Genomic DNA, 25,009 nt, shown 5'->3' on the forward strand with positions numbered 1-25,009 from the left:
AGGGTGGCATCGGTGACGGATCCGCACGCGGCGGCGGTCCCGAGGATGAGGATGAACGCGAATGTTTTGGCGGCAAATGTTTTGATGGTCTTCATAACTATGCTGTTTTTTAGGATTATGGATTGCGAAAGTAAATCTATTTGCAGGTTCTTATTTACAAGAAGGTAAATCTTCCCATCAGAATAAGAGTGATCTTTCAGGTAATTGTTACAAAAAAATATGCCTTCTTGGTTTTTAAGTGTGCAAATATCTTTTGTAACAATTTATTAGACTAATATAAATTTTAAAATAAATACAAAATTTGTAGGTAACATAAATTATTATGTTATTTTATTATTACAGTTTATATTATAAATTAAATTTCAAAAGGAATCTAGCGTTTGTTTGAGTTTTAATATTTTATAAATTTTGATAACTCTCGGCGAGGCAAATGCCCTCATTGCTATGAATTTCTTGCAGAACCCAATAGTTGTCTGCAGTTTTTTGGTGACAGGCGTGAATATCCATATTTCCACGAATTCGAAATCCTCATTTATGGAGTCTAAGCTCCGGTTACGAATCCGTTCAGGTGTTGACCCTGACCAAAACCCCTGGTTTTGCAAAACCCTTAAATCGGGATCTGAAAATATGAGTACGTCGCTTTGGCCGCGCCCCTGAGATGCTGAATTCTGAAGGCACAGATCTTTATTGAAGAAAGGAACACTGGCAAGTTATTTCTTTATATTAAAGGGCGTGCAAAATCGTTGGTTTCCGGTCCCGGTATTTTTACAATGCGGATTTCTCAAAAAAAGACAATAGATTGTGGTTTCGAACACGCTCGGTGACTGGCGCTGGAAAATCCCGGGTTTTTAAAGCCCTGTTTTTTCAAATTATGGAGCTAAAACAGAAATAGGTAGAGATTTATCCCATTGAGTTCTTCCAGAGTTGATTATTCAGAGTTGGTTTTCGCTTTACAGGAAAATAGGGAGGCCAAAGCAAATGAGCTGCTCGAAGAGCTGCTTCCCCGTTTGATCGATTACCTGAAAGTGACGATGGGTGCGTCCGAGCAGGATGCGGAAGAGTGTGTGCACCAGGCGATATTAAATGTATTGGAACAGATCCGAAAGGATAATATTCGAAGGGAGAAATATATATTCATGTATATGATCCGGGCGTGCAAACATGAATATATTCGTTATGCAAAAGATAAGCACAAATTTAACCATCCAATTGAGGATCATGAACAGCACATGGTGGAGCCGGCCGAACAATATGAAAACCTGCTGGAAGAAGAGCGGCAGGTAATTCTCAGAGAGTGCCTGCAGGAACTGCGACCCAAATCAAGACGATTTATTAAATATTTTATAGATAAACCGCAGGCAACAACAAAGCAGGCCAGTGACCATTTTGATATATCAGGGGCCAATGTTCGAACCAAGAAGTCGCGGATTTTGAGTCGCCTGCATCACTGCGTGAAGAGGAAATCCAGCCAGTAGTCATATCGCCTGGATGGACATAAATCCCCAAATTGTACAAGACACACAAGACAAATTTTTTGCCAATCTGACTTACACATCTTTTTTTGTTTAGAAACTACGGGATGTATTCATCTCCTGCCAGGTGATCGCCGCTTCATAGTTCTGAATGGTAACCTGGAATGGAATTTTATGCTTGCAACCGGTAGTTCAGCTTGACCTATCAAAAGGTAAAATATGATCCTCAACGACGGCATACACCCGGTCGTTTGGGGCCGGTTTTACCACATGCGTACCGGTGAAGGCCCCGAATGCTGGTAAAATTCCTTTGTTTGCACTAAAATAGAAACAGGGCAATTTCATTGATTGGCGACCTTTGCCCCGCAGTCTCACAGCCGGATGAATATGTCCGCTGAGCAGGTAACCGGGACGAGTACCATGACGTTGCAGCGTTTCGGGATCGTGGACAAGTAAAAACGGCCCGATTCGTAGCTTGTTAAAGAGATTGATGTGCGAGGCGTGGTACGCCTGGTGTTCCAGGATGTCATGATTGCCCATAACGAGTGTAATTTCGAGGCCTGCATGGCGCGATCTCCACTCAAAAAAATGATCCCACTCCCGGTTTTTTCGGCTGTGGAACAGGTCGCCCAGCATAATGAGATGCCGAGCATCCACCGATTCCAGCAGGTGGTCGAACCGATCCAGGTTGGAGACGTTGAGATGACCAGGCACGGGGATGCCGTTTTTGCGAAAATGTCCCGCTTTGCCCAGGTGAAGGTCGGCCACCATCAATATCTGCTTTTCCTCCCAAAAGAGAGCGTGTTGCGGCAGCAGCCACATTGACTGTTGCTGCAACTGAATTTTTCGGGCATTTGCAACATCGATCATAATCAAACTTCGTTCTCGAGTTCAACCTGCATTCTTTTAACCTGGTCAATCAGTTTTTCTGAAGTAAGTCGTTCACGAAGCCGATCTACCATAATGGGAAAGGCGAACGGGGTGAATTTTTTGGTATTCTTCAGCGTAATTTTTTGAGACTGAATGCGCTTCAGGGCTCTGCGCAATCGCGCTTCATCCAGCTGGTGGGAGAGTACCTCGTCATAGGCTTGTTGCAGGAGCAGGTTGTCGGGTTCATATTCAGAAAACACATCGAAAAAGAGGCCCGATGACATCTGAAGGTGCCTTCCCGTTTTTTTCTGACCGGGAAATCCCGGGAAAACCAATCCTGAAATCTGGCAGATTTGCCGAAAGCGGTGCCGGGCCATTTCGGTGTCATTGAGACTGGAGAAAATGTCTTCCACCAACTGTTTGTCTGAAAAAAGATTTTGCTTCAGCGCTTTTTCTATGGGGATATCCTGATCCGAGAGGAGTTCGAAACCGTAGTTGTTCATCGCAATGGAGAAGGTGATCGGGGTCATTTGGGAGATCCGGTAGGCAATCAGTGCAGACATCCCCTCATGAACATAGCGACCTTCAAATGGAAAGAAGAACAGGTGACAGCCTTCCTCCGAGAATGTTTTTTCGATGACCAGCTCATCCTCATCCGGGAGCATCGACCAGTCGTTTTGCACCTTCAGAATAGGTTGTATGGCAGTCAGCTCGATATCCTCGGAGGTGCCTTCAATCGCTTCGTGGATTTTTTGGCGCAGCAGTTTTGACATGTTGGAAGAGAGCGACATCCGTCCGCCCATCCAGCTGGGGACAATCGCTTTGGAGGCGTTGGAACGGCGTACATATGCCGTCATGTCTTTGGTGCGGATCAATTCCACTGCACGACCGGCAAACCAGAATGTATCACCGGGGTTAAGCCTGGTGATAAACCACTCCTCAATATGGCCCAGCGTGGCTCCTTTCATATATTTCACCTTCATCATGGTATCGCTGGTGATAGTACCGATCGACATCCGGTGGCGGCGCTTTATTTTTCGGTCCGTTACTTTGTACATCCCCTTTTCCTGAACCAGTTTTGAATACTCGTCGTAACGGGTCAGGGATTTACCGCCGGTAGTCAGAAACTGCATTATCCAGTTCCATTCCTTTTCGGAAAGCGCCTGGTAGACAAAGGTTGTTTTAAGTTCTGAGAAAATCTGCCCGGGATGAAAGCCCTCCGAGACTCCAAGGGTGACCAGGTACTGGACAAGCACATCGAACGGTTTGAGGATCGGATCCCGGCTTTCGAGGGCCGTCCTGTTTTGCGCGGCTGTTTTAAGGGCAGCGGCTTCAAACAGTTCCAAAGCGTTGGTCGGAACGAAATGGATTCGGCTCGTAGCCCCGGGTTGATGACCGCTGCGCCCGGCGCGTTGCAGGAAACGGGCCACCCCCTTGGGACTCCCCACCTGTATGACCGTCTCCACCGGGGTGAAGTCTACGCCCAGATCCAGGCTGGAAGTACAGACCACCGCTTTTAGTGCTCCTTCATGCAGCGAAGTTTCTACCCATGAGCGTATTTTGGGATCCAGGGACCCGTGGTGGAGGGCGATAGAGCCTGCCAGTTCCGGCTGGGCCTCCAGCAGTTGCTGGAACCAGACCTCTGACTGCGAACGCGTGTTGCAGAAAATGAGTGTGGAGTGGCTTTTATTGATAATGGGCAATACTTTTGGAAGCAGCCGGGTACCGAGATGCCCGGACCACGGGAATGTTTCCACATCATCGGGCAGCACAGAACGGACCTCCAGCTTTTTTTCAACGTCCGCTTTGATGATAACCGAGGAGTCGGAGTTGTGATCAGCTCCCAAAAGAACCTGCAATGCCTCGTCAATGTTGCCGATTGTCGCGGAAATGCCCCAGATCTGGAGCTCTTTTTGGAGGTGCTTCAGCCGGGAGAGTCCCAGCTCTACCTGCGTGCCGCGCTTCGATCCCAAAAGTTCATGCCATTCGTCCACTACAACCGCCTGCAGATCCTCAAAATAGGTCGGATATCCTTTTTGCGCCAGCAGAATATGCAGGCTTTCCGGGGTCGTGATCAAGACTTCGGGCATCTGCTGTTTCATTTTTCTCTTTTTGTACGCGGAGACGTCCCCGGTACGGCGTGCCACCTCCCAGGGAATACCCAGTTCATCAACCACGGTTTGGAGAGCCTGTTCAAGATCTTTTGCCAGGGCCCGCAGCGGGGTAATCCACAAAAGCTGAAGTCCGTTGCCGGTCAGTTCGCGATACGTTTCGGGATGTTCGTTAATCCACCGGATCAGGATCGGGATCCACAGAGCATAGGTTTTTCCGCTTCCGGTCGGGGCGTTGAGTAAGCCGTTACGGCCGGATAATACGTTATTCCAGACCTCCCGCTGGTAACTGAACGGTTCCCAGGCCCGTTCTTCAAACCACGTTTCAATAATCTTTAACCCTGGATGTTGCTTCGACATTTTTTTGTTTTTTCATTCAATGAGGACTAACGCAAACGATCGAAATATAATTTATAAACTGTTGCAAAAAACAGCGACAGAAACAGATTTGGTATTTGACTTACTCCTCGAACACAATTATTTAGGAGACTGGAATAATTGCAGGGCAGCATCCTGCCTTGTACGGGGATAAGCTATGATAAAACCAACGCATTAGCAGCATGGAAAAGAAGGAGCATTTGGAAGGATACTGGCGTGCCAATCTAAAATATGTCGGTATCCTGTTGTCGATCTGGTTCGTCGTTTCTTTCGGTTTTGGAATACTGCTTGTGGAACCGCTCAATACCATTCAGATTGGTGGATTTAAACTGGGGTTCTGGTTCGCCCAGCAGGGATCGATCTACGTGTTTGTGGTACTCATTTTCGTCTACGTCTGGCTGATGAACCGGCTGGACAAAAAGTTTGATCTGGATGAAGAGGATTGATGCCCGACTTTAGATCCGCGGGTACCGTTACCCAAAACTGCGACCTCGAGTGAAATGATATAAGCGAGCTTCCCGGGCACAGGTCGCAGGATCTGTTTAAAGGAAAATTTGCTAACTGCTATTTAAATTTAAGGATAGAATATGGGAATTCAGGGATGGACCTATTTATTAGTCGGACTCACATTTGCAGTGTATGTAGGCATCGCGATATGGTCGCGTGCCGGTTCCACCAGTGATTTCTATATCGCCGGAACCGGTGTTTCGCCCCTGGCCAATGGCATGGCTACTGCCGCCGACTGGATGTCGGCCGCCTCCTTTATATCCATGGCCGGCCTGATTTCGTTTATGGGCTACGACGGGGCCGTGTACCTCATGGGATGGACCGGCGGCTATGTACTCCTGGCACTGCTGCTGGCACCATACCTCCGAAAATTTGGCAAATTTACGGTACCCGACTTTATCGGAGATCGCTATTACTCGAACCTGGCGCGTACCGTTGCGGTTATTTGTGCTGTTATTGTCTCCTTTACCTACGTGGCCGGCCAGATGCGCGGGGTGGGCGTCGTCTTTGCCCGTTTCCTGGAGGTGCCGGTGAATATAGGCGTCTACATCGGTATGTTGATTGTGTTTTCCTATGCCGTACTGGGTGGAATGAAAGGGATCACCTACACCCAGGTGGCACAGTATTGTATTCTCATTTTTGCATTCATGGTTCCCGCCTTCTTTATCTCTTTCCAGTTGACGGGCGTGTTTATTCCCCAGATCGGCTTTGGGAGCACACTGGCCGACAGCTCTACCTACCTGCTTGAAAAGCTTAATCAGCTTAATACCGATCTCGGGTTTTCGGAATATACCTCCGGAACGCGTTCCATGATCGACGTATTTGCTATTACGCTGGCACTAATGATCGGGACCGCCGGACTCCCGCACGTGATTGTACGGTTTTTTACGGTACCCAAGGTCCGTGATGCACGAAAGTCGGTAGGCTATGCATTGCTCTTTATCGCCATCCTCTATACCACGGCACCAGCCATTGCCGCTTTTGCCCGCGTTAACTTGATTCAAACGGTCTCAAATACCGAATATACGGAGGTGCCCGCCTGGTTCACCACGTGGGAGCAGACCGGGCTCATCGAGTTTGAAGACAAAAACAGTGATGGCAAGATCCAGTACGTGGCAGACGAAAATGCCAACGAACTGACCGTCGATCGCGATATTATGGTGCTGGCCAATCCGGAAATTGCCAATCTCCCCAGCTGGGTGGTGGGACTGGTCGCCGCCGGTGGACTGGCAGCCGCGCTTTCAACGGCAGCGGGCCTGCTGCTTGTTATCTCAACCAGTATTTCCCATGACTTGATCAAGAAACAGATATATCCCTCAATTTCTGAAAAGATGGAGCTGGTGTGGGCACGGGTGGCCGCCGGGTTTGCGGTCATCGTGGCGGGCTATTTTGGAATCAATCCCCCCGGATTTGTAGCTGCCACCGTGGCCCTTGCATTCGGGCTGGCTGCGGCTTCGTTCTTCCCGGCCATCTTGCTCGGAATATTTGACAAGAGAATGAACCGGGAGGGGGCCATTACCGGTATGATTGTAGGAATTTTGCTGATGCTGTTTTACATGATCAAGTACAAGCTCGGCGGATTCGGAGGGGGAACGGAGGCCGACTGGTGGTTCGGTATTTCACCGGAAGGATTCGGTACCATTGCCGGCCTGGTGAATCTCGTGGTCGCATTTACCATTTCGCGGCTGACCTCCACCCCCCCGGAGGATGTACAGGAGATGGTGGAACAGATCCGGTATCCCGCACAGGTAGTCAGGGGTTTTGATGAGGAATCACCGCCAGATAGCGAGTCATAGAGAGCTGTAGCTCAATGTAGTAACTCGTCGAATATCGCGTGGCAGGAAATTGCTGGTGCAGGGGCCGAAAGCAAGCCTCAGCGTGGAATCGAGCTTTCCTCCAAATTTCTGTAAAAACAATTAAAGTCGGTGTTTTCTTTGAAACAGAATGGGTATTTAAACTTGATTCTGATCTTAAATTATTTAACATACGAGAACCAAAGTTTAACGAAATTTCAATTAGCAACAAGGGGATGAACCTATGTGGTTGAATATTAAATCTTTTGAGGAATACAAGAAGGTCTATGATGAAAGCATAAAAAATCCCGAAGCGTTTTGGGAGCATGAAGCGGGTACCTTCTACTGGCGCAAGCGTTGGGACAAAACGCACAGCGGCAGCTTTGAAGAAGGGAACGTCAAATGGTTTGAAGGCGGCAAAATGAATATCACCGAAAATTGCTTGGATCGGCACCTGAGCACGATGGGCAACAAGCCCGCCTTTATTTTTGAACCCAATCACCCGGATTCTTTCCGCCGGACGATCACCTACCGCCAGCTTCACGAAGATGTGTGCCGGTTTGCCAATGTGCTGCAGGAGCAGGGCATACGAAAAGGCGACCGCGTGGCAATCTATATGGCGATGACCCCGGAACTGGCTATTGCAGCCCTGGCCTGTGCGCGGATCGGGGCCGTTCACTCCATCGTTTTTGCCGGGTTTTCGGCCCAGTCGCTGGCCGAGCGCATCCAGGACTGTGACGCCAAAATGCTGATCACAAATGACGGGTTGCGGCGGGGCGACAAGCACGTACCGCTGAAGGATATTTCAGACGAAGCGCTGGAAGAGTGTCCCTCGGTGGATAAAGTGATCGTCTGCCAGCGAACCAACCGCGAGATCGACTGGGTGGAAGGGCGCGACCACTGGTGGCACATGCTCATCCGCAACGCCTCGAAAGAACACAAAGCGGTGGAGATGGATGCAGAAGATCCGCTGTTTATCCTGTATACTTCCGGCTCCACGGGCAAGCCGAAAGGACAGGTCCACACGTGTGGTGGCTACATGGTGTATGTCAGCTACACGATGCGGAATGTATTCCAGGTAGAAGAAAATGATGTGTACTGGTGTACGGCGGACGCCGGATGGATTACGGGGCACTCATATGTGACCTACGGGCCGCTGCTGAATGGGAATACCAGCATTATATTTGAAGGTACGCCGACCTATCCCGACCCGGGTCGATTCTGGGAAGTAGTGGAGAAATACAACGTTACTCACTTTTACACGGCGCCAACCGCTATCCGCGCGCTGATGAAGGAGGATATCGAATACGTGAACAAGTATGATCTCAGCTCCCTGAAAGTTCTGGGAACGGTCGGGGAGCCGATCAACGAGGAGGCCTGGCACTGGTATCACGACAAGATCGGGAACGGCGAGTGTCCCATTGTTGACACCTGGTGGCAGACCGAAACCGGCGGCATCATGATTTCCCCGCTTGCGGGCATCACCCCAACCAAGCCGGGTTATGCCACCCTGCCGCTGCCGGGCATTGAGCCGGCACTGGTGGATGAAAACGGCGAGGAGATCAAGGGCAACGGCGTGCAGGGGAACCTGGTAATCAAACAGCCGTGGCCCGGAATGACCCGCGGCATATGGGGCGAACATGAACGGTATATGGAAACCTATTTTACGCCCTATGAAGGATATTACTTTACCGGCGACGGGTGCCGGCGCGATGAGGATGGGTACTATCGCATCACCGGTCGGGTAGACGACGTGTTGAACGTGAGCGGCCACCGGCTGGGCACGGCTGAAATTGAAAATGCCATTGACGAGCATCCCAAGGTCGTGGAATCGGCTGTCGTTGGATATCCGCATGATGTGAAGGGAGAGGGGGTATTTGCCTTCATGATTACCGAAAACAGCGTATCCAGTGCCGAAGATTTTAAAAAGGAGATCCACGACCTGGTTTCTAAAATTATCAGTCCTATTGCCAAACCGGATAAAATCCAGATTGTACCGGGACTCCCCAAAACGCGTTCCGGGAAAATTATGCGCCGTATTCTGCGCAAAGTGGCCGCCGGTGAAGCCGACGATCTGGGAGATACCTCTACGCTGCTCGATCCGAGTGTGGTTGAGGAGATTAGAAACGGCAAGGCGTATTAACGCAGGCTCATGTACGGGCTTTTATTAAACCTCCGGGGTTTTTAGAATCCTGGAGGTTTTTTATTGATAGAAATTACCGTTTTTTCAACTAAAATCACTATAAGAGGGCTTTAAAAAAAACGGTTTTGCAAAGAGCTCTATAAAATGTTAACTCCAGAAATACCCCCATGCCAAAAGAATACCGCTGGCGACAAGCAGTGCCAGGCGAAAACGGGTTTTGGTAAAGATGTCGTGGAAGAATAAGCCGTGGGTATAGGGTTTGTCCAACAGCCAGTTATAGTAGTGGTGACGATGCGCAGCACCAAGCGCCATGGTTACGTGCCCGTGAAGAATGGTAAACAGGAATGGCAGGGAAAACAGGAAGGACCCGCTGAAGGCAAAGATCCGGTCAATTTGCAGGTAGCTGCACAGGTAGAGAAAAGGCCATCCGAAAAGGACGATGAGCGGAAAGCACAATCCCCAGTTGATCAGGCTGATCCGTTTAAAATTTTGTTCGCTGAGTTCGGAATGTGACAATTTTTAGTTACTGGTTGTTAGTTATATGAGGGCTTTGCAAAACCCTCTATTCCTCGTTTTAAAGGCATTGTATTCCCGTTTAAAGGTCATAAAGGTCATAAAGGTCGGTAGTACAGCTACCTCCCAACAAAATAGCAGGTTCTGCAAAGGCCCCTTATTTGTGTATCTAAGATGGAATGCTGTTTCTGTTGATCGAGTATATCAATTGATTGCACACCTGTAAACTAATAACTGGTTACGAATAACAAATAACTAAATCTGGCTGGCGATCAGCATCTCAATTTCACGGTAGGGCATGTCAAAAATATCGGCCAGGGATTTTTTGGTGAGATGCTTCTTATACACGTAGGTCCCGTTTCTGAGCGCCGTATTCGACCACAGGCACTGCTTGATTCCCCCGGCATCCCCAATCGAAAGCAGGTAGGGGGCAATAACGTTGTTCAGGGCGTAGGTGGCGGTTCGGGCGACGTTGGATGGTATGTTGGGCACACAGTAGTGGATGACATCATGCTTTTTGTACACGGGATCGGAATGCACGGTCGCCCGGCTGGTGGCGATGCACCCGCCCTGGTCGATCACCGTATCCACAATTACGCTGCCCGGTTTCATGTTGGCAACCATCGTTTCCGTAACCAGGACCGGGGCCCTCTCCCCCTCTGACATCGCCGCTCCAATCACCACATCCGCGTATTGCAGGGCAGAACTGAGGTACTGGTAGTTGGCCGTGGCGGTGATAATGCGACGGTCGAGCGCATTTTCGAGGTGGCGCAGCTTGGCCAGGTCGTTGTCCATCACAAAAACCTGGGCCCCGTAGCCGAGGGCGGTACGCGCGGAATACTCCGCGGTGATCCCTGCACCAAGAATCAATACAGTAGCGGGGGGGATGCCGGAGATGCCGCCCAGCATGATACCCTGGCCGCCGTCATTTTTCTCAAGGTAATGGGCCGCAATTTGAACCGACATCGAGCCGGTGATCTCATGCATCATCCGCACGATCGGGAACTCCTTGTCTTCGCCCTGGATAAATTCGTACCCGATGGCGGTGATGTTTTTTTTAATGAGCAGATCCATAAAATCTTCCGTGGTATTACCCAGGTGCAGTGCCGAGATAAGCGTTTGATCTGGTTCCAGCAGATCAAATTCATCCTCGCTTGGGGGCGCCACCTTCACAATCAACTCCGACTTTTTATAGAGTTCGTCCACGCTGTAGGTGATTTCTGCACCGGCATCCGCAAACTCGGTATCGTCAAAATTGGCTTCCTCGCCAGCCCCCTTTTCGATAAACACCTCGTGCCCGTTGGCCACCAGCACCGACACGCCGCCCGGGGTCAGGGAAAGGCGACGTTCATCATTGTTGACCTCTTTCGGCAGACCTATTTTCAGGGAGATCTCGGAGTTGGATTTCATCAACCGCTGCTCTAGAGTCTTTATGCCGATCTCTTCGGTTTCAAGGGGATTGATATCCATAAATAAATGTTGTTTGCCCAATGTTGTGTGAATATTTTGAACAAATTAATTTAAACAGTTCCTCGAAGCAAAAAGGGTTTGAAAAACGTGAGAAGCACGGATGCCAGAGTAACACAAGTGGTTATGAGAAATAATGACAATGGAATCGAAAAAGGTAACGCGAGCTGAAGCTCGCAAAGGAATGCAGGATAGATTACGTTAAAGCAGGCATAAGGAAGAGTGAATATTTAAAGAAAGCCTGAGGTCACGAACCAAAGCTCCCAGTACAGGTATAAACAAACCCGGGTTGAATCATATTTAAAACAAAGAATCAATTACCAATAACTAACAGCCAAAAATGAGTATCCGTCCCAAAAAAAGTTTAGGCCAGCATTTTTTAAAAGATACCAACATGATTGAGAAAATTGTGGGTGCGCTGAATGCGGGCCCGGGGCATCGCATAATTGAAATCGGTCCGGGTACCGGCCTGCTGACGGAGGGCCTATTGAAACGGTATGAGGATGTCGTAGCAGTTGAACTGGACCAGCGGGCGGTTGAGGTGCTGAAGCAGAAATTCCCGGAATTGAGGATCCTCCACAAAGACATTCTTGATATAGATTTTGAAGAGCTCGTCCTTGAAAAAGAGAAGACCCATGTAATCGGGAACCTGCCCTACTATATAACCAGCCAGATCCTGTTTCTTCTGCTGGAAAATCGTGCACTGCTTGCTGACGCCCTGCTGATGATGCAGAAGGAGGTGGCCGAGCGACTGGTCGCCAATATCCGTACAAAAGACTACGGAATACTCAGCGTGCAGACGCAGCTGATGTGCACGCCCGAAATCCTGTTCGAGGTGCCCCGCCAGGTCTTTACTCCCCAGCCCAACGTTGACAGCGCCATGGTGCGACTGCATTTTGACCAAGGGCCGCTTTCATGCTCCGATCCGCATCTCAAAACGGTGGTCCGCACCGCCTTTAACCAGCGCAGAAAAAAGCTGAGTAACGCGCTTAAACCGATTATCGACAAGAGCGCCCTGCCCGATGGCTTCGATTTTGACAAACGGGCAGAAGCCTGGGAGCCATCTGTTTATGAAAAGTTGACAGCCCTTCTTGAGGAAGATGGCATTTTGACCTGAAATTTCGGCTTCCAAAATTAGTTGACATTGACCAATATTTTGTAGTTGGCATGTTTCAGCCGGCAAACCGCCCTTTCAGTGTTTGTTGATAACATTTTTATCCATTCCCCAAAGTTTGGTACGGTACTTGCTCATATATGTACCTGAGATACTCAGTGATGTTGTAATGGACTGAGTCAAAAAATTACATGGAACTGAATTTTCAACTTCAACTATTAACTTAAATTAGGGAGTCATACATATGGCTAAAACAAAAATTAAACCCTTGAGTGATCGCGTGTTGGTTCAGCCTGAACCCGCCGAAGAAAAGACAAGTTCGGGTATTATTATCCCGGATACAGCTAAAGAAAAACCTCAAAAAGGTACTGTGGTTGCTGCCGGTCCGGGAAAGGTAGAAAATGGAACCAAGATCGACATGTCGGTTGCCGAAGGCGACAAAGTTCTGTATGGCAAGTACTCAGGTACCGAAATTACATTGGATGGTGAGGAATACCTGATAATGCGAGAAGCCGATATTTTAGGAATTGTTTCCTAATGCAATTCACGAATTTTTTCAAAATTATAAAACTGAAAATTAATCAAACTACAGGAGAACTATGTCTGCAAAATTAGTTCACTACGATATGGAAGCCCGCGATGCGCTAAAGCGCGGCGTTGACAAGCTGGCGAATGCTGTCAAGGTTACGTTGGGCCCACGTGGACGCAACGTTGTAATTGAAAAATCATTTGGCGCGCCAACCGTAACCAAAGACGGTGTAACGGTTGCTAAAGAGATTGAGCTTTCCAACAAGCGTGAAAACATGGGAGCTCAGATGGTAAAGCAGGTTGCTTCCAAAACGAGCGATAACGCTGGTGATGGAACCACCACTGCTACCGTGCTTGCCCAGTCCATTATTCAAACGGGACTGAAAAACGTAACGGCCGGTGCCAACCCGATGGAACTGAAGCGGGGAATCGAAAAGGCTGTTGACGCTATTGTTGCCAGTCTTCAGGCACAAAGCAAGGAGATCAGCGACCGAAACGAGATCGCCCAGGTTGGTACTATTTCTGCCAACAATGACGAAACGATCGGCAACCTGATTGCCGATGCGATGGAAAAAGTGGGTAAAGATGGTGTTATAACGGTTGAAGAAGCCAAAGGCATCGAAACCCATCTCGAAACGGTTGAAGGTATGCAGTTCGACCGCGGCTATCTTTCCCCGTACTTTGTGACCGATTCTGAGAATATGGTCGCTGCGATGGAAGAGCCCCAGATCCTGATCTTCGACAGCAAGATCTCCAACATGAAGGATCTGCTTCCCATCCTTGAAAAAGTGATCCAAACCAACAAGCCGCTGTTGATCATCGCCGAGGATATCGAAGGCGAAGCACTGGCTACGCTGGTTGTTAACAAACTGCGCGGTTCACTGAAGATTGCTGCGGTCAAAGCTCCCGGCTTTGGCGACCGTCGCAAGCAGATGCTCGAAGATATCGCCATCCTTACCGGCGGTACCGTGATCTCTGAGGAGCGTGGATACAAGCTTGAAAATGCTACGCTCGATTATCTTGGTACGGCTGACCGCATCAACGTGGACAAAGACACCACGACAATTGTTGGCGGCCAGGGTAACGACAAGGATATCAAGGCGCGCATCAACCAGATTAAAGGTCAGATCGAAAGCACCACGTCTGACTATGACCGCGAAAAACTGCAGGAACGCCTTGCCAAGCTGAGCGGCGGCGTGGCTGTGCTGAATATCGGCGCGGCTTCCGAGGTTGAGATGAAAGAGAAGAAAGCACGCGTAGAAGATGCGCTTCACGCTACCCGGGCTGCCGTTGAAGAAGGTATCGTACCCGGTGGCGGAGTTGCCTTTATCCGTGCACAGAAAGCCCTGGATGATCTTGAAGGAGAAAACCCGGATCAGCAGGTAGGATTCGATATTATCCGGCGTGCGCTTGAAGCACCGCTGCGAAGTATCGCTGACAATGCCGGCGCTGAAGGCTCTATCGTTGTTCAGAAAGTCAAAGAAGGAAAAGATGCATTCGGCTACAACGCTCGTACCGATGTGTACGAAGACCTGATTGAAGCCGGTGTGATTGACCCGACGAAAGTAGCCCGAACGGCTCTCCAGAACGCCGCTTCTGTAGCCGGACTGATGCTGACCACCGAAGCCCTCGTCTCCGACAAGCCTGGCAAAGGCGATGATGACGACGATGACGGACCTGCCGGCGGTGGCGGAATGCCTGGCGGTATGGGCGGCATGGGAGGAATGGGTGGCATGGGCGGCATGATGTAAGCCGACCTGTTTAACCACTCAGACTTTTCGTGCGTCTGAACATATTAAGGCCTCATTCCCGTTTCGGGAGTGGGGCTTTTTTATTGACTATTCATGGGATAAATGGGTTCCTCTCTGGAGAAGGAGAAATCTATGATTAGGCCAGTAGATGGGTAGGAACAAGTTGCTAACCGGTACATGCTAGGATGCCCAGTCAGGATCTTGCGCTATTAAAAAGTCACGAAAGCCATTTTTCTTGGCAGGGAGCATTCCTTTTTTATGAATATAAACGAAGCCAACAAATCACCGGTCGGGAATTGTATATGCAGAATGAAGAAGGATGATTTTCGAAGGGGGGGAGGAAGGTTTAAAGCTGAAGGTTGCAGGTTGAAAGTTCGTCCAGGGGCGAATGAAAATTGCCTGCTCTCACGGCCTTGAATGGGGCGCGGAAGCCGGAGCAAAATCCAGTACAGAACCAGGCTGCATGTCGCGTCTAAACGAGCTTCCACACGGAGCGTGGGCCCATTTTTTTGGAGTAAGAGGTTGAGCTATCGTCTTGTTGTATTGGTATGCATCTCCTCGGCTTCACGGGCAAGAGAGAGAACGGCATCGCGGTACAGGCTGCTGGGGTTGTACCGGAGCACCGCGGTTTCGATGCTGCCGGTCCGCTCTTTAAAATATGACAGGTAGTTGGCGATAGAGAGAATGTTGTTGTTAACGTCAAAAATGTCGCTGCCAACAAACCATTTATTGATGGAATAGGGGATGAATTGACCATATGACATCGCCCCGGCATAACTTGATTTAAGTTCAAAAACATCCAGCTTGTTACGGGTGGTAAAATCCAGCAGTTCCTTGAGCTGGGCTTGCGCAAAATCAGCCCGGTAATCCACCAGATACATCGAAACATACGAATTAAAGGGGTTGTAGCTACCAAAGTTCTTTCCGAAATCTGACTCAATTCCAATGATGGCGGCAATCACATATTTCGAAATTCCGTACGTTTCTTCCGCTTTTTGGAGTTGTTCGGTGTGGGTCTCCATAAAGCTGGTGATGTTCCGTTTTTTGTGCTCAAATCCCAGTATGCGTTTGTATTGCTCCATACCCAGGGATTTTTTTTCGGCTGAATTCCGGAAGCGATCCCCGATCTTTTCATAAATTTCGAACCGTTCATCCTCCAACAGCGAGCCGATGGTATATCCCTGTTGCTTGAGGTAGGCAACAAGAGTTTGCAACCGCTCGTCATATTTGTCAAGCGGGGAGAGGGAGTCTTGCTCCTCCGTAACGGTAAGAACGGCAGTTGAGCTGTTTTGCGAGAGCAGTGCCTGCCCTTGGCCCAGACTTGCTGTTCCCGTAAAAAGGATAAGAAAAAAGATAGCAGTTTTCCCTGCTGTAGCCTGTAGAATATTACCCATTATATCACTCCAACTAAATGATTGTTAACCCATCTATATGTAAGATAAAATATCGTGGGTAACAGGCAAATAGGGGATCTCATTATTTTCAGCATCTGATGTTGTGTTTTTACTGTTCCCTGAATGCAGTCGCATTCGTTTTTCCTAGATAAAAGGCGAACGGAATAAAGGTAACCGTCATAAAAAAGGCCCGGTCGTCATGGCCGACGACCGGGCTAAAAGCAGGGTGGGAGGTTTACTCGTTGTTCAATACGGGCATGATCCCCCTGTAATGTTCGGCGGCGTTGATATCCATGATGTCAAACCGCTTAAAATGGTTCTGCAGGCGCCTCCAGAACAGGGTAAAGTTTTTCTTTGATTTTGGGGTCCAGTCCAGTTCTGCGATCGCCATTGCGCGCGGGTATGCCATATACTCTGCCTTGTCGGGCGACTTTATATACTCGGTCCATACATTGCCCTGGGCCCCCAGTACGTGTTGAGCCTCCTCCTCGTTAAGTACGTCGGGCACCGGTTCAAAGGAGTAGGTTTTTTCCAGGGTGGTAAACCCACCGATAGCAAGGGGCTCGGTCTCCGGGTCGGCCTGGTAGTAGTCCAGGTAGACGTGGGAGGTGGGGGTCATTACGACGTCGTGCCCCTGCCTGGCGGCAGCGATGCCGCCTTCGATTCCGCGCCAGCTCATGACCGTGGCGTTGGGGGCCAGGCCGCCCTCAAGGATCTCATCCCACCCGATAATCTGTCGTCCATGCTCATTGAGAAAACGCTCCATGCGGGTGATAAAGTAGCTCTGCAGTTCGTGCTCGTCCTCCAGTCCCTCGCGCTGGATCACTTGTTGCGCCACTTCGCTCTCTTCCCACTGCGCCTTGGGCGCTTCATCGCCACCGATATGGACGTATTCGCTGGGAAACAGTTCCATCGTTTCGGTCAGCACATCCTCCAGGAATTCAAAGGTTTCTTCCCTGGGACAGTAAATATCCTCGAAAATACCCCATGTCGTCTGTACCTGGTAATCACCGTCTTCCCGGCAGCCAAACTGTGGGTAGGCGGCGAGGGCGGCACTGGAATGACCGGGCATCTCAATTTCGGGGACGATCGTGACATACCGTTCCCGGGCATATTCAACGACTTCCCGGATCTCTTCCTGAGTGTAGTATCCGCCGTAGCGCTCCCCGTCATAGATGCCGGAGCCGTAATGGCCCACCAGCGTGGAATCGCGCCACGCTCCCACTTCTGTGAGCCTGGGATACTGCTCGATTTCGATACGCCAGCCCTGGTCTTCTGTCAGGTGCCAGTGGAACCGGTTCATCTTGTACATAGCCAGGATGTCAATATATTTTTTAATAAACTCGACCGGAAAGAAATGGCGGGCCACATCCAGGTGCATGCCGCGGTAGGAAAATCGGGGATAATCATCAATCTCCACGGCAGGTACCATCCACTCTACGTCCTGCGGTGTCAGTGACGGATCGGTGTGCTCTATCTCGGGCGGAAGAAGCTGCCGCAGCGTTTGAACACCGTAGAAAACGCCTTGAGCGGAGGGCGACTGAATAGTTACTCCCTCTTCATCAGAGGTCAGGATGTACGCCTCCTTATTTTGATAGCTTCCCTCGTCGTCGATTGTGAGACGGATGCTGTTTTCGTTGCTGGCGGAAGTGGTTACCTCCAGAGAGTACCAGGTAGCCGAGTTGATCAATTCAGCCAGGAATTCTCCCAGTTCCTCGAGTTCGGCATTGCCTTCGTCCACAACGATCGAGGTTTCAGGGGTAAGTTGAAACTGCCCCTGGTTGACTTGCTTGTGTACTGGTTCGGGTATGAGGCTCAACATTTGGCGTTTGACCTGATCTGGCGAACCGCAGCCTGCAACAATGGCTGCAATGGATAATAGAATTAAAAGTCGTTGTACTTTCATCTCAATCTGCTTTAAATGGTTGAGTTATTCGATAAAATTCTATTTAAAGGATAGGGCTTTGCACAAGCCTCAATTCTTTGTTCTGAGGGAGTTTTGCTCTCCCGTTAAAAGGTCAATAAGGTCGGGGGTACAACTAACTCCCAATAAAATAGCAGGTTCAGCAAAGGTCCCAGGATTGTCTATCTACTAATGCCTGGTGAATAATCTGTATTACACCCATTTGATCTTAAATAGACTGTCGTGCAGCAATGGTTTTGGCCCTATCACGTGGCGAAAAAGCAATAGATGATTGTTCATTTAAGTTTTGCGACAATGCGTGAAGGCGAACATTTAAAATGTTTTTGACAGGTTACCTGTCATTATTGATTTATAGCGGGTGTAATAATAATTTTCCTGAATTCAATAGGTCCATGGTCGCCCTGCAGCATGACCGGGCCGGGTTCTCCTTCGTTACTGTCGAGCGCCCCGCCCGTGATGCCGGGAATGGGTCGGTTGCAGATTACTTCGGTTCCGTTGAGTTCCACGGTCACCATCCGGCCGCTCAGCGTGATGTCGTAGGTTTGCCATTCGCCCGCTTTTTTGGCCGCATTAACCGTGGGATCAATAAAACCGTAGATGCCGCCGATGTAGTGGCTTTCCGGTTCAACCCCGTAATTATCGGCGATCTGCACTTCATATCGTCCCCGGAGATAAATTCCGCTGTTGCTGCCTTCCGGGTACCGGAACTCCACATGCAGCTTGAAATCGTCGAATTTCTGTTTGGTTACCAGGTTGCCGCCCGCTTCCGGGTTCACCAGGATGCCGTTTTCCATCCGGAACTGGTTGTTTTCCGGAATGATCCACTGGGAAAGATCCTGATCGAGCAGGTCGATTGGCTGGCCCCATTCCGGTTTTTCATCCCGCACCAGGGAAGGCGCCCGCACTCCTGTCCATTCCAGCTTGTTGCCATCGGGCCCGATCGTCCATCCCGAAAGGGTGCCGTCGTTTAGTGAAAATACGAAATGAGGGTCGGGATACTGCTGCATCCATTGTGGCGGAATGGTAAAACTGTAGGTATCGCTTTGCTCATCATACTTTATCTCCGAAATAGGACGAGCACTGCCCGCGGCGCCCACATACCGGCCGACAAGCGCCTGGTTACCGGAGGTCTTGATTTCCAGCCAGGAGGGCAATTGTCCGTCCGGCGTTTCTATTGTTATATCCCATTGCCCGGCAGCTTCAGCACCCGGAATGCCGGATTGAGCCAGCGAGCTGCCGGCAGCAAGTGAGAAAATAAGCATTGATACCGTTGCGAGTATAATGTTGGATATCTTCATGGATGTTTGAATGAACATATTGAGATAAAATGTTAAGGCCCGGGTATTTCGTCTGGTCATTTTGTCCCATACCCGGGTGTATGTTATTTGATTTCAGTAATGTTGATGTTTCTGAATTCCACGCGCGAATTATGATTTTGCAGGCCGATATAGCCTTTCCTGTGTTTCAGACCCGGATGCTCCGTCACCTTTTTCAGGTGATTCACAAGGCTTGTGTTGAGAATCAACTGGCCATTCAGCGTTACCTTGATATTCGGGCCGTCTGCCACGATCACCATCTGTTGCCATTCGCCGGCTGGTTTGGATACGCGCCTGGAGGGCGCCTTGATATCGTAGATACTGCCGGTATATTGCCAGGGCTGCAGACCCGCATATTGGTCTGCATAATCATCCAGCAGTTGAATTTCGAGTCCCTGGTAAGCGGGGTCGCCCTGGTGCGGAGCTCGAAGGAAAACACCGCTGTTTCCGCCTTCCGGCAGCCGGTATTCAAGCTCCAGCTTGAAATTATCGTACATTTCCGTAGTCGAAAGCCATCCGCCTCCGGCGCCTTTTTCCCATTCTTCTCCGTCGCCTTTAGTATAAAGCAGGCCGTCATCGGCGTTCCAGCTTCCGGCATTGCCGCCGACCCGCTCCCAGCCGGCAAGGTCTTCGCCGTTGAACAGCGGTTCCGTACGTGGTATCTCACGAATAAATACATTTTTAAAATACAGCGGTGTATTGTGCGCCTGCAGTTCGATCTGTCCTTCCGGGTAGATCGGCTTGTCGCGGTTCCAGTAATTTTCGAGCACAACATTTGGTACCACGAGCTGACCGTTCAGGTGCACAGTCACGCGCTCACCAATCATTTTAATTCGCATATGATTCCACTCACCAACCGGATTATCGGCATTTACCAGCGGCTCACTCAGGTGATTTTGGTTGTTGTAAAGTCCACCGGAGCCGACCGGCCACTGCGTGATGTCCCAGATCTGAACCTGGGGCGTGCCGCGCAGGTAGACGCCACTGTCGCCGCCCGGCTCAATTTTCCAGTCCAGGAGCATCTCAAAATCCTTGTAATCTTTTTCAGTGGCCAGGCTTTCACCATTACCGTCGAAAAAGAGGATGCCGTCACGGACCGACCAGTGCTGCTGCATGATGCGGTCGGCCTCTTTTTGGGCTTCAGCCAGTTCCTCTTTACTCATTTGAGCGCGTACTTCGGGATTTTCGACGAGTCCTTTCCACCCCTCGAGATTTTCTCCGTTAAACAGGGCCGTGAAGCCTTCGGGCGGGTGGTTCATCCCTCCGGCCACTTCCGTATCGCCGGAATAATCCGGGTAGTAAACATTCAGGTCGCGTACCTGGATATTCCGGAAAGCGACTTCATCACCGTGGCCAAGAAAGCCGATATGCCCGCTGGTACGCAATAATCCGGGATGCTCTTCTCCATCCACCGTGTTGGGGGTGGCGGCCTCCTCGAGGTTGGTATCCAGGATGGTCACGCCGTTGAGCTTGACCGTAATCTGCGAACCGTTGGCGATGACTTCCTGGGTATTCCACTCACCGACCGGTTTCAGGTGGCCGCGCTGTGCCGGGGCAACGCCATATACGGAACCATGATACTGGTAAGGCTGGAGATCGGTATACTTCTCGGCGGTATTGTCCAGGATCTGAAGTTCCATGCCCTCGTAGGCGGGATTACCCTGCAATGGCGACCGAATTGCCAGGCCATTGTTGGCCCCGGGCGTCAGCTTGAATTGAAAACGCAGGATAAAGTCGCTGTACTCCTGCGTGGTAAAAATATTGCCACTTTCCCCATCCCGGTGGATCAGCTGGCCGTCGCGGACTTGGTAGGCCTCCGTGTCGCCGGTCCAGCCGGAAAGGTTTTCCCCGTTGAACAACGAGGTAAAGCCTTCGGCAGCCTGCTCCTGGGTTTGGATCTCACCGATAAACTGCTCTATTTGTGCTCTTGTGGTGCTGTCCGTGGTAGCCTCCAGTACCGCAAGTGTTTTGTCAGTACCGTCAAACTCATTGGCAAAATTGTAGGAAGGCGCCAGTATCTCGGCAGCAGAACGGAGCGCTTCATTCCTCACCGGTTCATCATGGCTGTCAAAATAGTGAGCCACCGCTTTTAAAGAGGCCGTGGACTGGATGCCTGAAAGTGCTTCCAGCAGTGTACTCTTTTGTTCATTTCCAGATACGATTTCAATGGCATCCGTTAGAAATTGCACTTTATCAGAGTCCGAATACCTGGAATCCCGTACAAGCCGGATATAGCCGTCAACAAGTGCGGGACGTTCTGACGGAGAGGTATTTTGGATCACGGTTTTAAGCGGCTGGATGGCATCGGCTTCAGGCCAGTTTGCCAGCGCCGTTTTTGCAGCTGACTGAATTTCTCCGTTTGAATGCGTTGTGGTCTCAATGGCCGTCTCCATTGCTTGTTGCCCACCGATCGCCGGTAGTATTTCTATCAGGTGGACGGACTGGCTCTCAGAGCCGCTACCCAGGGCCTCAATAACAGGAGCGGCCGCGTTTTCCTCCCCGGATGTATTAGCCACATGTACCACCGCTTCCTTGACAAGGTTGATTTCCTGGTCATTACGGGCCTGGTTTAAAAGTCCCACCAGGGTTGAGAGATCATCCGCGGTGGCGATGTCTCTTGCGGAACGGAGGATCGCCAGGCGTACCTGGCGGTCGGCACTGCCGAGTTGCCCCAACAGGTCATCGAGATACTCACTGCTTTGGCGCTCGCCCACAATTTCAATAAGAGCGACCCGCGCCCCGGTTGAGAAGCGAGCCCATCGCTGGGTTGCAGCGGCGTACAACGGCTTCGATGGCAGTTGCTGGAGTGCAGTTTGAATCGCCTTAATTTCACCCGGTTGGTCGGCACGGTCCAGCGACTGCAGCAGAACGGGGATCGACTCTGTTTTCCCGAGTGGAACGGATGCATTGATTGCTGCGAGTCGGACATCTGGATTGCTATCCCGTAAAAATGGTCTCACCTCCGACCAGGCTGAGCTGTCACCGCGTTTCCCGAGCGCTTCAATAATGTCGGCCTGCACAGAAGGATTACTCTGGTCAAGTTGATCAACCAGCCTCTCGGTAATCTCACTACCATCCATTTTCTGTATCAGGGAAAGGGAGGCGGCCCGTAATTCGGGATTGGGATCCTGCACGGCATCAAACAGAAGGCCGGCTGCGATCTCCCCTTCAACTTCAAAAATGGTGGTTAGTGCTGCCGTCTGGACATGAGTGGGATGATCCCCGGCATAGATATCCCGGGCCAGTTGGCTGCCTTGCTGCGCGTATCCCTCTTCTGCCAGCCGATGCGCCAGGGTAAGCCTGTACTGAACCGGGTCTCCGGCCGAAATGAACGGGGTAGCCCCGGGATCTCCCGTGTTGGCAAGAGCGTAGAGCAGTGCGTCCCGTGTATCCGGATCACTGCTTTCGGTTAACGAGGACGCCTGGTTTATGAGGGCAGGTACGGGGCGCTGCATATCGCCAAGCGCTTTCAAGGGGGCGACTTTTTGGGAGCCTTCCAGGTCGGAAAGTTCCTCTGCCAGTGCGTTCGCTGCTTGTTCCGTATTGATACTCCGCAGCGCATGGGCCGCCGGGCCGTTGAGTGCTGCATCTCCCAGGAATGATCGCAGGAGCGGAACCGACCGGTTCGTGCCGATCAGTTCAAGCTGTTCCAGCAGGAAAATGTCAACCGCGACCGGGTGATCTCCGCGCAGCTCTTCGAGGATTACTTGTTCCACCTGGGCGCGCCCGTCACCATTTCCGGGATCCGATACAAATTTTGCGAGACCGTTTACGGCGTAGCGGGCGTTGGTGTCATCCCCGGTGGCCGTCCCGTCGAGCATATCCACCAGGTTGTGAACCGCGGGAGGGCCCATTTCGAGGATCCTGCTGTTCAGCCAATCCCGTTCGGTTTTGTCGGCAGCCGGCATCTGGGCGACAACTTCCGTCAGATTATCGAGCTGGTCAGGGGTCAGTTGCCGGCTGGTACTTTGTACAGCCTGGTTGGACGGCGCGCAGGAGGCTGCTGCAAAGACCAGCAGGAGTACAATTATTGGGTTAAAACGTTTCATTGTCGAGGAGTGATCTAGTTTATTTGATATCATTTCAGGCATTTGTTTCAGTCAGTACTTATATCTTCCAGGGGGCCCGCATCGGCTGATTGATCAGTCGGTTGGCCGCTTCGTCATCTATAAATTGCTCATTCTCGGGGTCGAATTTCAGCTCACGCCCCAGGCGTATGGCGATTTTCCCGAGGTTGACCAGCGTGCAGGACCGGTGCCCGTTTGCTTCATTTAAAGCGAACGTTTGCCGGCTCCGGACCGCCTGACTAAAGTCAGTGATCTGCGGTTCCGGATCCGGCAGGGAGGCAGCCAGGCGTCGAATATCCGGGATATCAGATTCAAACCCACGGTTCAGTTTGCCGTTGGGTCCTTCAATAAAAGCGGCGTCCGTATCTTTGTTCTCTCCATCGAGGATGATTTTGCATCCATCCTCATACTCCATCTCGATCCGCTTCCAGGTTCCCACGGCATCCGGGTGCTGCTGCTCGGCATCCGCCACCACTCGTATGGGACTGGTGTGGTCTTTGTCCAGGATATACTGCACGGGATCGAGGTAATGTTGCCCCATATCTCCCAGGCCGCCCCCGTCGTAATCCCAATAGCCGCGGAACGTCACATGGGTGCGGTGCTGGTGGTACGGCTTGTAGGGAGCCGGGCCCAGCCACTGCTCATAATCCAGGGTTTCCGGGGTCCATTGGGGAGGCAGGTTGGTAAGTCCGCTCCAGTTGAATTTCCAGTTGAATCCTGTGCTCTCGTTGATTGTAACCTTTAGAGGCCATCCGAACACATCATTTTCCACCAGTTTTTTGATCGGCTTGACCGGCGTTCCCATCCCGTAGAAGATATCCCGGAAACGGAACCAGGTATTCAGCCGGAAGATGCGCCCGTTTTCCCGGACCGCCTCAACAACTTTACGACCTTCCCCGATGGTGCGGGTCATTGGCTTTTCGCACCAGATGTCTTTGCCTGCTTCTGCCGCCTCTTTGGCCATAACGCCGTGCCAGTGGGGAGGAGTGGCGATATGTATAATATCAATGTCATCCCGGGCCAGTACTTCCCGGTAGTCGGTATAGCCATTCACCTCGGGCCCCGTAATGTCCAGTGCCTGCTGCAGGTGTTGCTGGTCTACATCACAGACAGCCAAAAGGCGGGCGCCGGGGTATCGCAGGTGCCCCTTTCCCATCATACCCACCCCGATTACAGCTTTTGTAAGCTCGTCGCTGGGAGCGGTATATCCGGTTCCCCCCAATACGCTCCGGGGTACAATGGAGAAGAGGCCAATGGTGCCCAGTGCACTTTTAATAAAGGATTTTCTATCAATGCTATTTTTTGACATAATCAGCGAATTGGTTTAGAAAGTTGAAAATATTACCGTACCCGACCTGGTTCCATTACAGGAATCATGGAATTTATAATGTACTAAAAAAGCAGGCTACCACGATTTTTACAAATATTTTGATTTTTGAGCAATCAGGAGCAATCATGCCGGTCCCGTATCGATTTTTTTCAGCCCATATGGTACAACGGCAGAACCCTCCTGTATGCAAATCTTGAAATAGACAATAAATTGAAAATAAAAACAAATAAAAACCTTTCGTTTAATTTCTTTTTGAAAGTTTAAACTTCCATTTATTTTTATATCCGCTTCTTAGGCTCTTTCATTAATTTTTTTATTTATGTATTGTCAT

16 protein-coding genes are annotated in these 25,009 nt (G+C 50.5%); 7 read left to right on the top strand and 9 right to left on the bottom strand.

Annotated elements, in window-relative coordinates; genetic code table 11:
- Positions 1 to 908: 908 nt before the first annotated feature.
- Positions 909 to 1,475, top strand: a complete 567-nt coding sequence (locus ACG2F4_RS14545; protein ID WP_395261610.1) for an RNA polymerase sigma factor — start codon at positions 909 to 911, stop codon at positions 1,473 to 1,475.
- Between the two features lie 189 nt (positions 1,476 to 1,664).
- Here the strand turns inward: ACG2F4_RS14545 and pdeM are convergent, their stop codons facing one another.
- Both pdeM and ACG2F4_RS14555 read right to left on the bottom strand, forming a co-directional pair.
- Complete coding sequence (gene pdeM, locus ACG2F4_RS14550; protein ID WP_395261611.1) at positions 1,665 to 2,342, bottom strand: ligase-associated DNA damage response endonuclease PdeM; 678 nt, start codon at positions 2,340 to 2,342, stop codon at positions 1,665 to 1,667.
- 2 nt (positions 2,343 to 2,344) lie between these two features.
- Positions 2,345 to 4,813: a ligase-associated DNA damage response DEXH box helicase gene (locus ACG2F4_RS14555; RefSeq protein WP_395261612.1), complete on the bottom strand. Its 2,469-nt coding sequence runs from the start codon at positions 4,811 to 4,813 to the stop codon at positions 2,345 to 2,347.
- Between the two features lie 200 nt (positions 4,814 to 5,013).
- Between ACG2F4_RS14555 and ACG2F4_RS14560 the strand changes: the two genes are divergently transcribed.
- The 3 genes from ACG2F4_RS14560 to acs all read left to right on the top strand — a co-directional run bounded on the left by ACG2F4_RS14560 (position 5,014) and on the right by acs (position 9,274).
- Positions 5,014 to 5,277 carry a DUF4212 domain-containing protein gene (locus ACG2F4_RS14560; RefSeq protein WP_395261613.1) on the top strand — a complete coding sequence of 88 codons (264 nt, stop codon included), beginning with the start codon at positions 5,014 to 5,016 and terminating at the stop codon, positions 5,275 to 5,277.
- A gap of 141 nt (positions 5,278 to 5,418) precedes the next feature.
- Positions 5,419 to 7,134 (top strand): sodium:solute symporter family protein, encoded by a 1,716-nt coding sequence (locus ACG2F4_RS14565; RefSeq protein WP_395261614.1) that lies wholly within the window; start codon positions 5,419 to 5,421, stop codon positions 7,132 to 7,134.
- Positions 7,135 to 7,375: 241 nt separating this feature from the next.
- Positions 7,376 to 9,274: an acetate--CoA ligase gene (acs, locus tag ACG2F4_RS14570; RefSeq protein ID WP_395261615.1), complete on the top strand. Its 1,899-nt coding sequence runs from the start codon at positions 7,376 to 7,378 to the stop codon at positions 9,272 to 9,274.
- 147 nt (positions 9,275 to 9,421) lie between these two features.
- On the opposite strand, the gene ACG2F4_RS14575 is transcribed toward acs, so the two are convergent.
- Both ACG2F4_RS14575 and ACG2F4_RS14580 read right to left on the bottom strand, forming a co-directional pair.
- On the bottom strand, positions 9,422 to 9,790 hold the full coding sequence (locus ACG2F4_RS14575) for a hypothetical protein (RefSeq protein ID WP_395261616.1): 369 nt from the start codon (positions 9,788 to 9,790) through the stop codon (positions 9,422 to 9,424).
- A 252-nt stretch (positions 9,791 to 10,042) separates the two neighbouring features.
- Positions 10,043 to 11,257 carry an alanine dehydrogenase gene (locus tag ACG2F4_RS14580; protein ID WP_395261617.1) on the bottom strand — a complete coding sequence of 405 codons (1,215 nt, stop codon included), beginning with the start codon at positions 11,255 to 11,257 and terminating at the stop codon, positions 10,043 to 10,045.
- Between the two features lie 337 nt (positions 11,258 to 11,594).
- Here ACG2F4_RS14580 and rsmA point away from each other — a divergent pair, with 337 nt between their 5' ends.
- From rsmA to groL, 3 genes are all read left to right on the top strand, one after another.
- Positions 11,595 to 12,371 (top strand): 16S rRNA (adenine(1518)-N(6)/adenine(1519)-N(6))-dimethyltransferase RsmA, encoded by a 777-nt coding sequence (gene rsmA / locus ACG2F4_RS14585; RefSeq protein WP_395261618.1) that lies wholly within the window; start codon positions 11,595 to 11,597, stop codon positions 12,369 to 12,371.
- A 241-nt stretch (positions 12,372 to 12,612) separates the two neighbouring features.
- Complete coding sequence (groES, locus tag ACG2F4_RS14590; RefSeq protein ID WP_310685076.1) at positions 12,613 to 12,906, top strand: co-chaperone GroES; 294 nt, start codon at positions 12,613 to 12,615, stop codon at positions 12,904 to 12,906.
- 61 nt (positions 12,907 to 12,967) lie between these two features.
- Complete coding sequence (gene groL / locus ACG2F4_RS14595; RefSeq protein WP_395261619.1) at positions 12,968 to 14,647, top strand: chaperonin GroEL; 1,680 nt, start codon at positions 12,968 to 12,970, stop codon at positions 14,645 to 14,647.
- Positions 14,648 to 15,174: 527 nt separating this feature from the next.
- Here groL and ACG2F4_RS14600 read toward each other — a convergent pair.
- From ACG2F4_RS14600 to ACG2F4_RS14620, 5 genes are all read right to left on the bottom strand, one after another.
- Positions 15,175 to 16,041, bottom strand: a complete 867-nt coding sequence (locus ACG2F4_RS14600) for a lytic murein transglycosylase (RefSeq protein ID WP_395261620.1) — start codon at positions 16,039 to 16,041, stop codon at positions 15,175 to 15,177.
- A gap of 235 nt (positions 16,042 to 16,276) precedes the next feature.
- Positions 16,277 to 17,863, bottom strand: coding sequence for a beta-N-acetylhexosaminidase (locus tag ACG2F4_RS14605; RefSeq protein ID WP_395261621.1), 1,587 nt, complete (start codon positions 17,861 to 17,863; stop codon positions 16,277 to 16,279).
- Between the two features lie 443 nt (positions 17,864 to 18,306).
- Entirely contained in the window at positions 18,307 to 19,263 is a 957-nt protein-coding gene (locus ACG2F4_RS14610) for a DUF1080 domain-containing protein (protein ID WP_395261622.1), read from the bottom strand.
- A gap of 83 nt (positions 19,264 to 19,346) precedes the next feature.
- Entirely contained in the window at positions 19,347 to 23,330 is a 3,984-nt protein-coding gene (locus tag ACG2F4_RS14615) for a DUF1080 domain-containing protein (protein WP_395261623.1), read from the bottom strand.
- A 58-nt stretch (positions 23,331 to 23,388) separates the two neighbouring features.
- Positions 23,389 to 24,657 carry a Gfo/Idh/MocA family oxidoreductase gene (locus tag ACG2F4_RS14620; protein WP_395261624.1) on the bottom strand — a complete coding sequence of 423 codons (1,269 nt, stop codon included), beginning with the start codon at positions 24,655 to 24,657 and terminating at the stop codon, positions 23,389 to 23,391.
- Positions 24,658 to 25,009 lie beyond the last annotated feature (352 nt).

It is taken from the genome of Halalkalibaculum sp. DA3122, from assembly GCF_043951865.1.
GTDB lineage: Bacteria > Bacteroidota > Rhodothermia > Balneolales > Balneolaceae > JAMQKA01.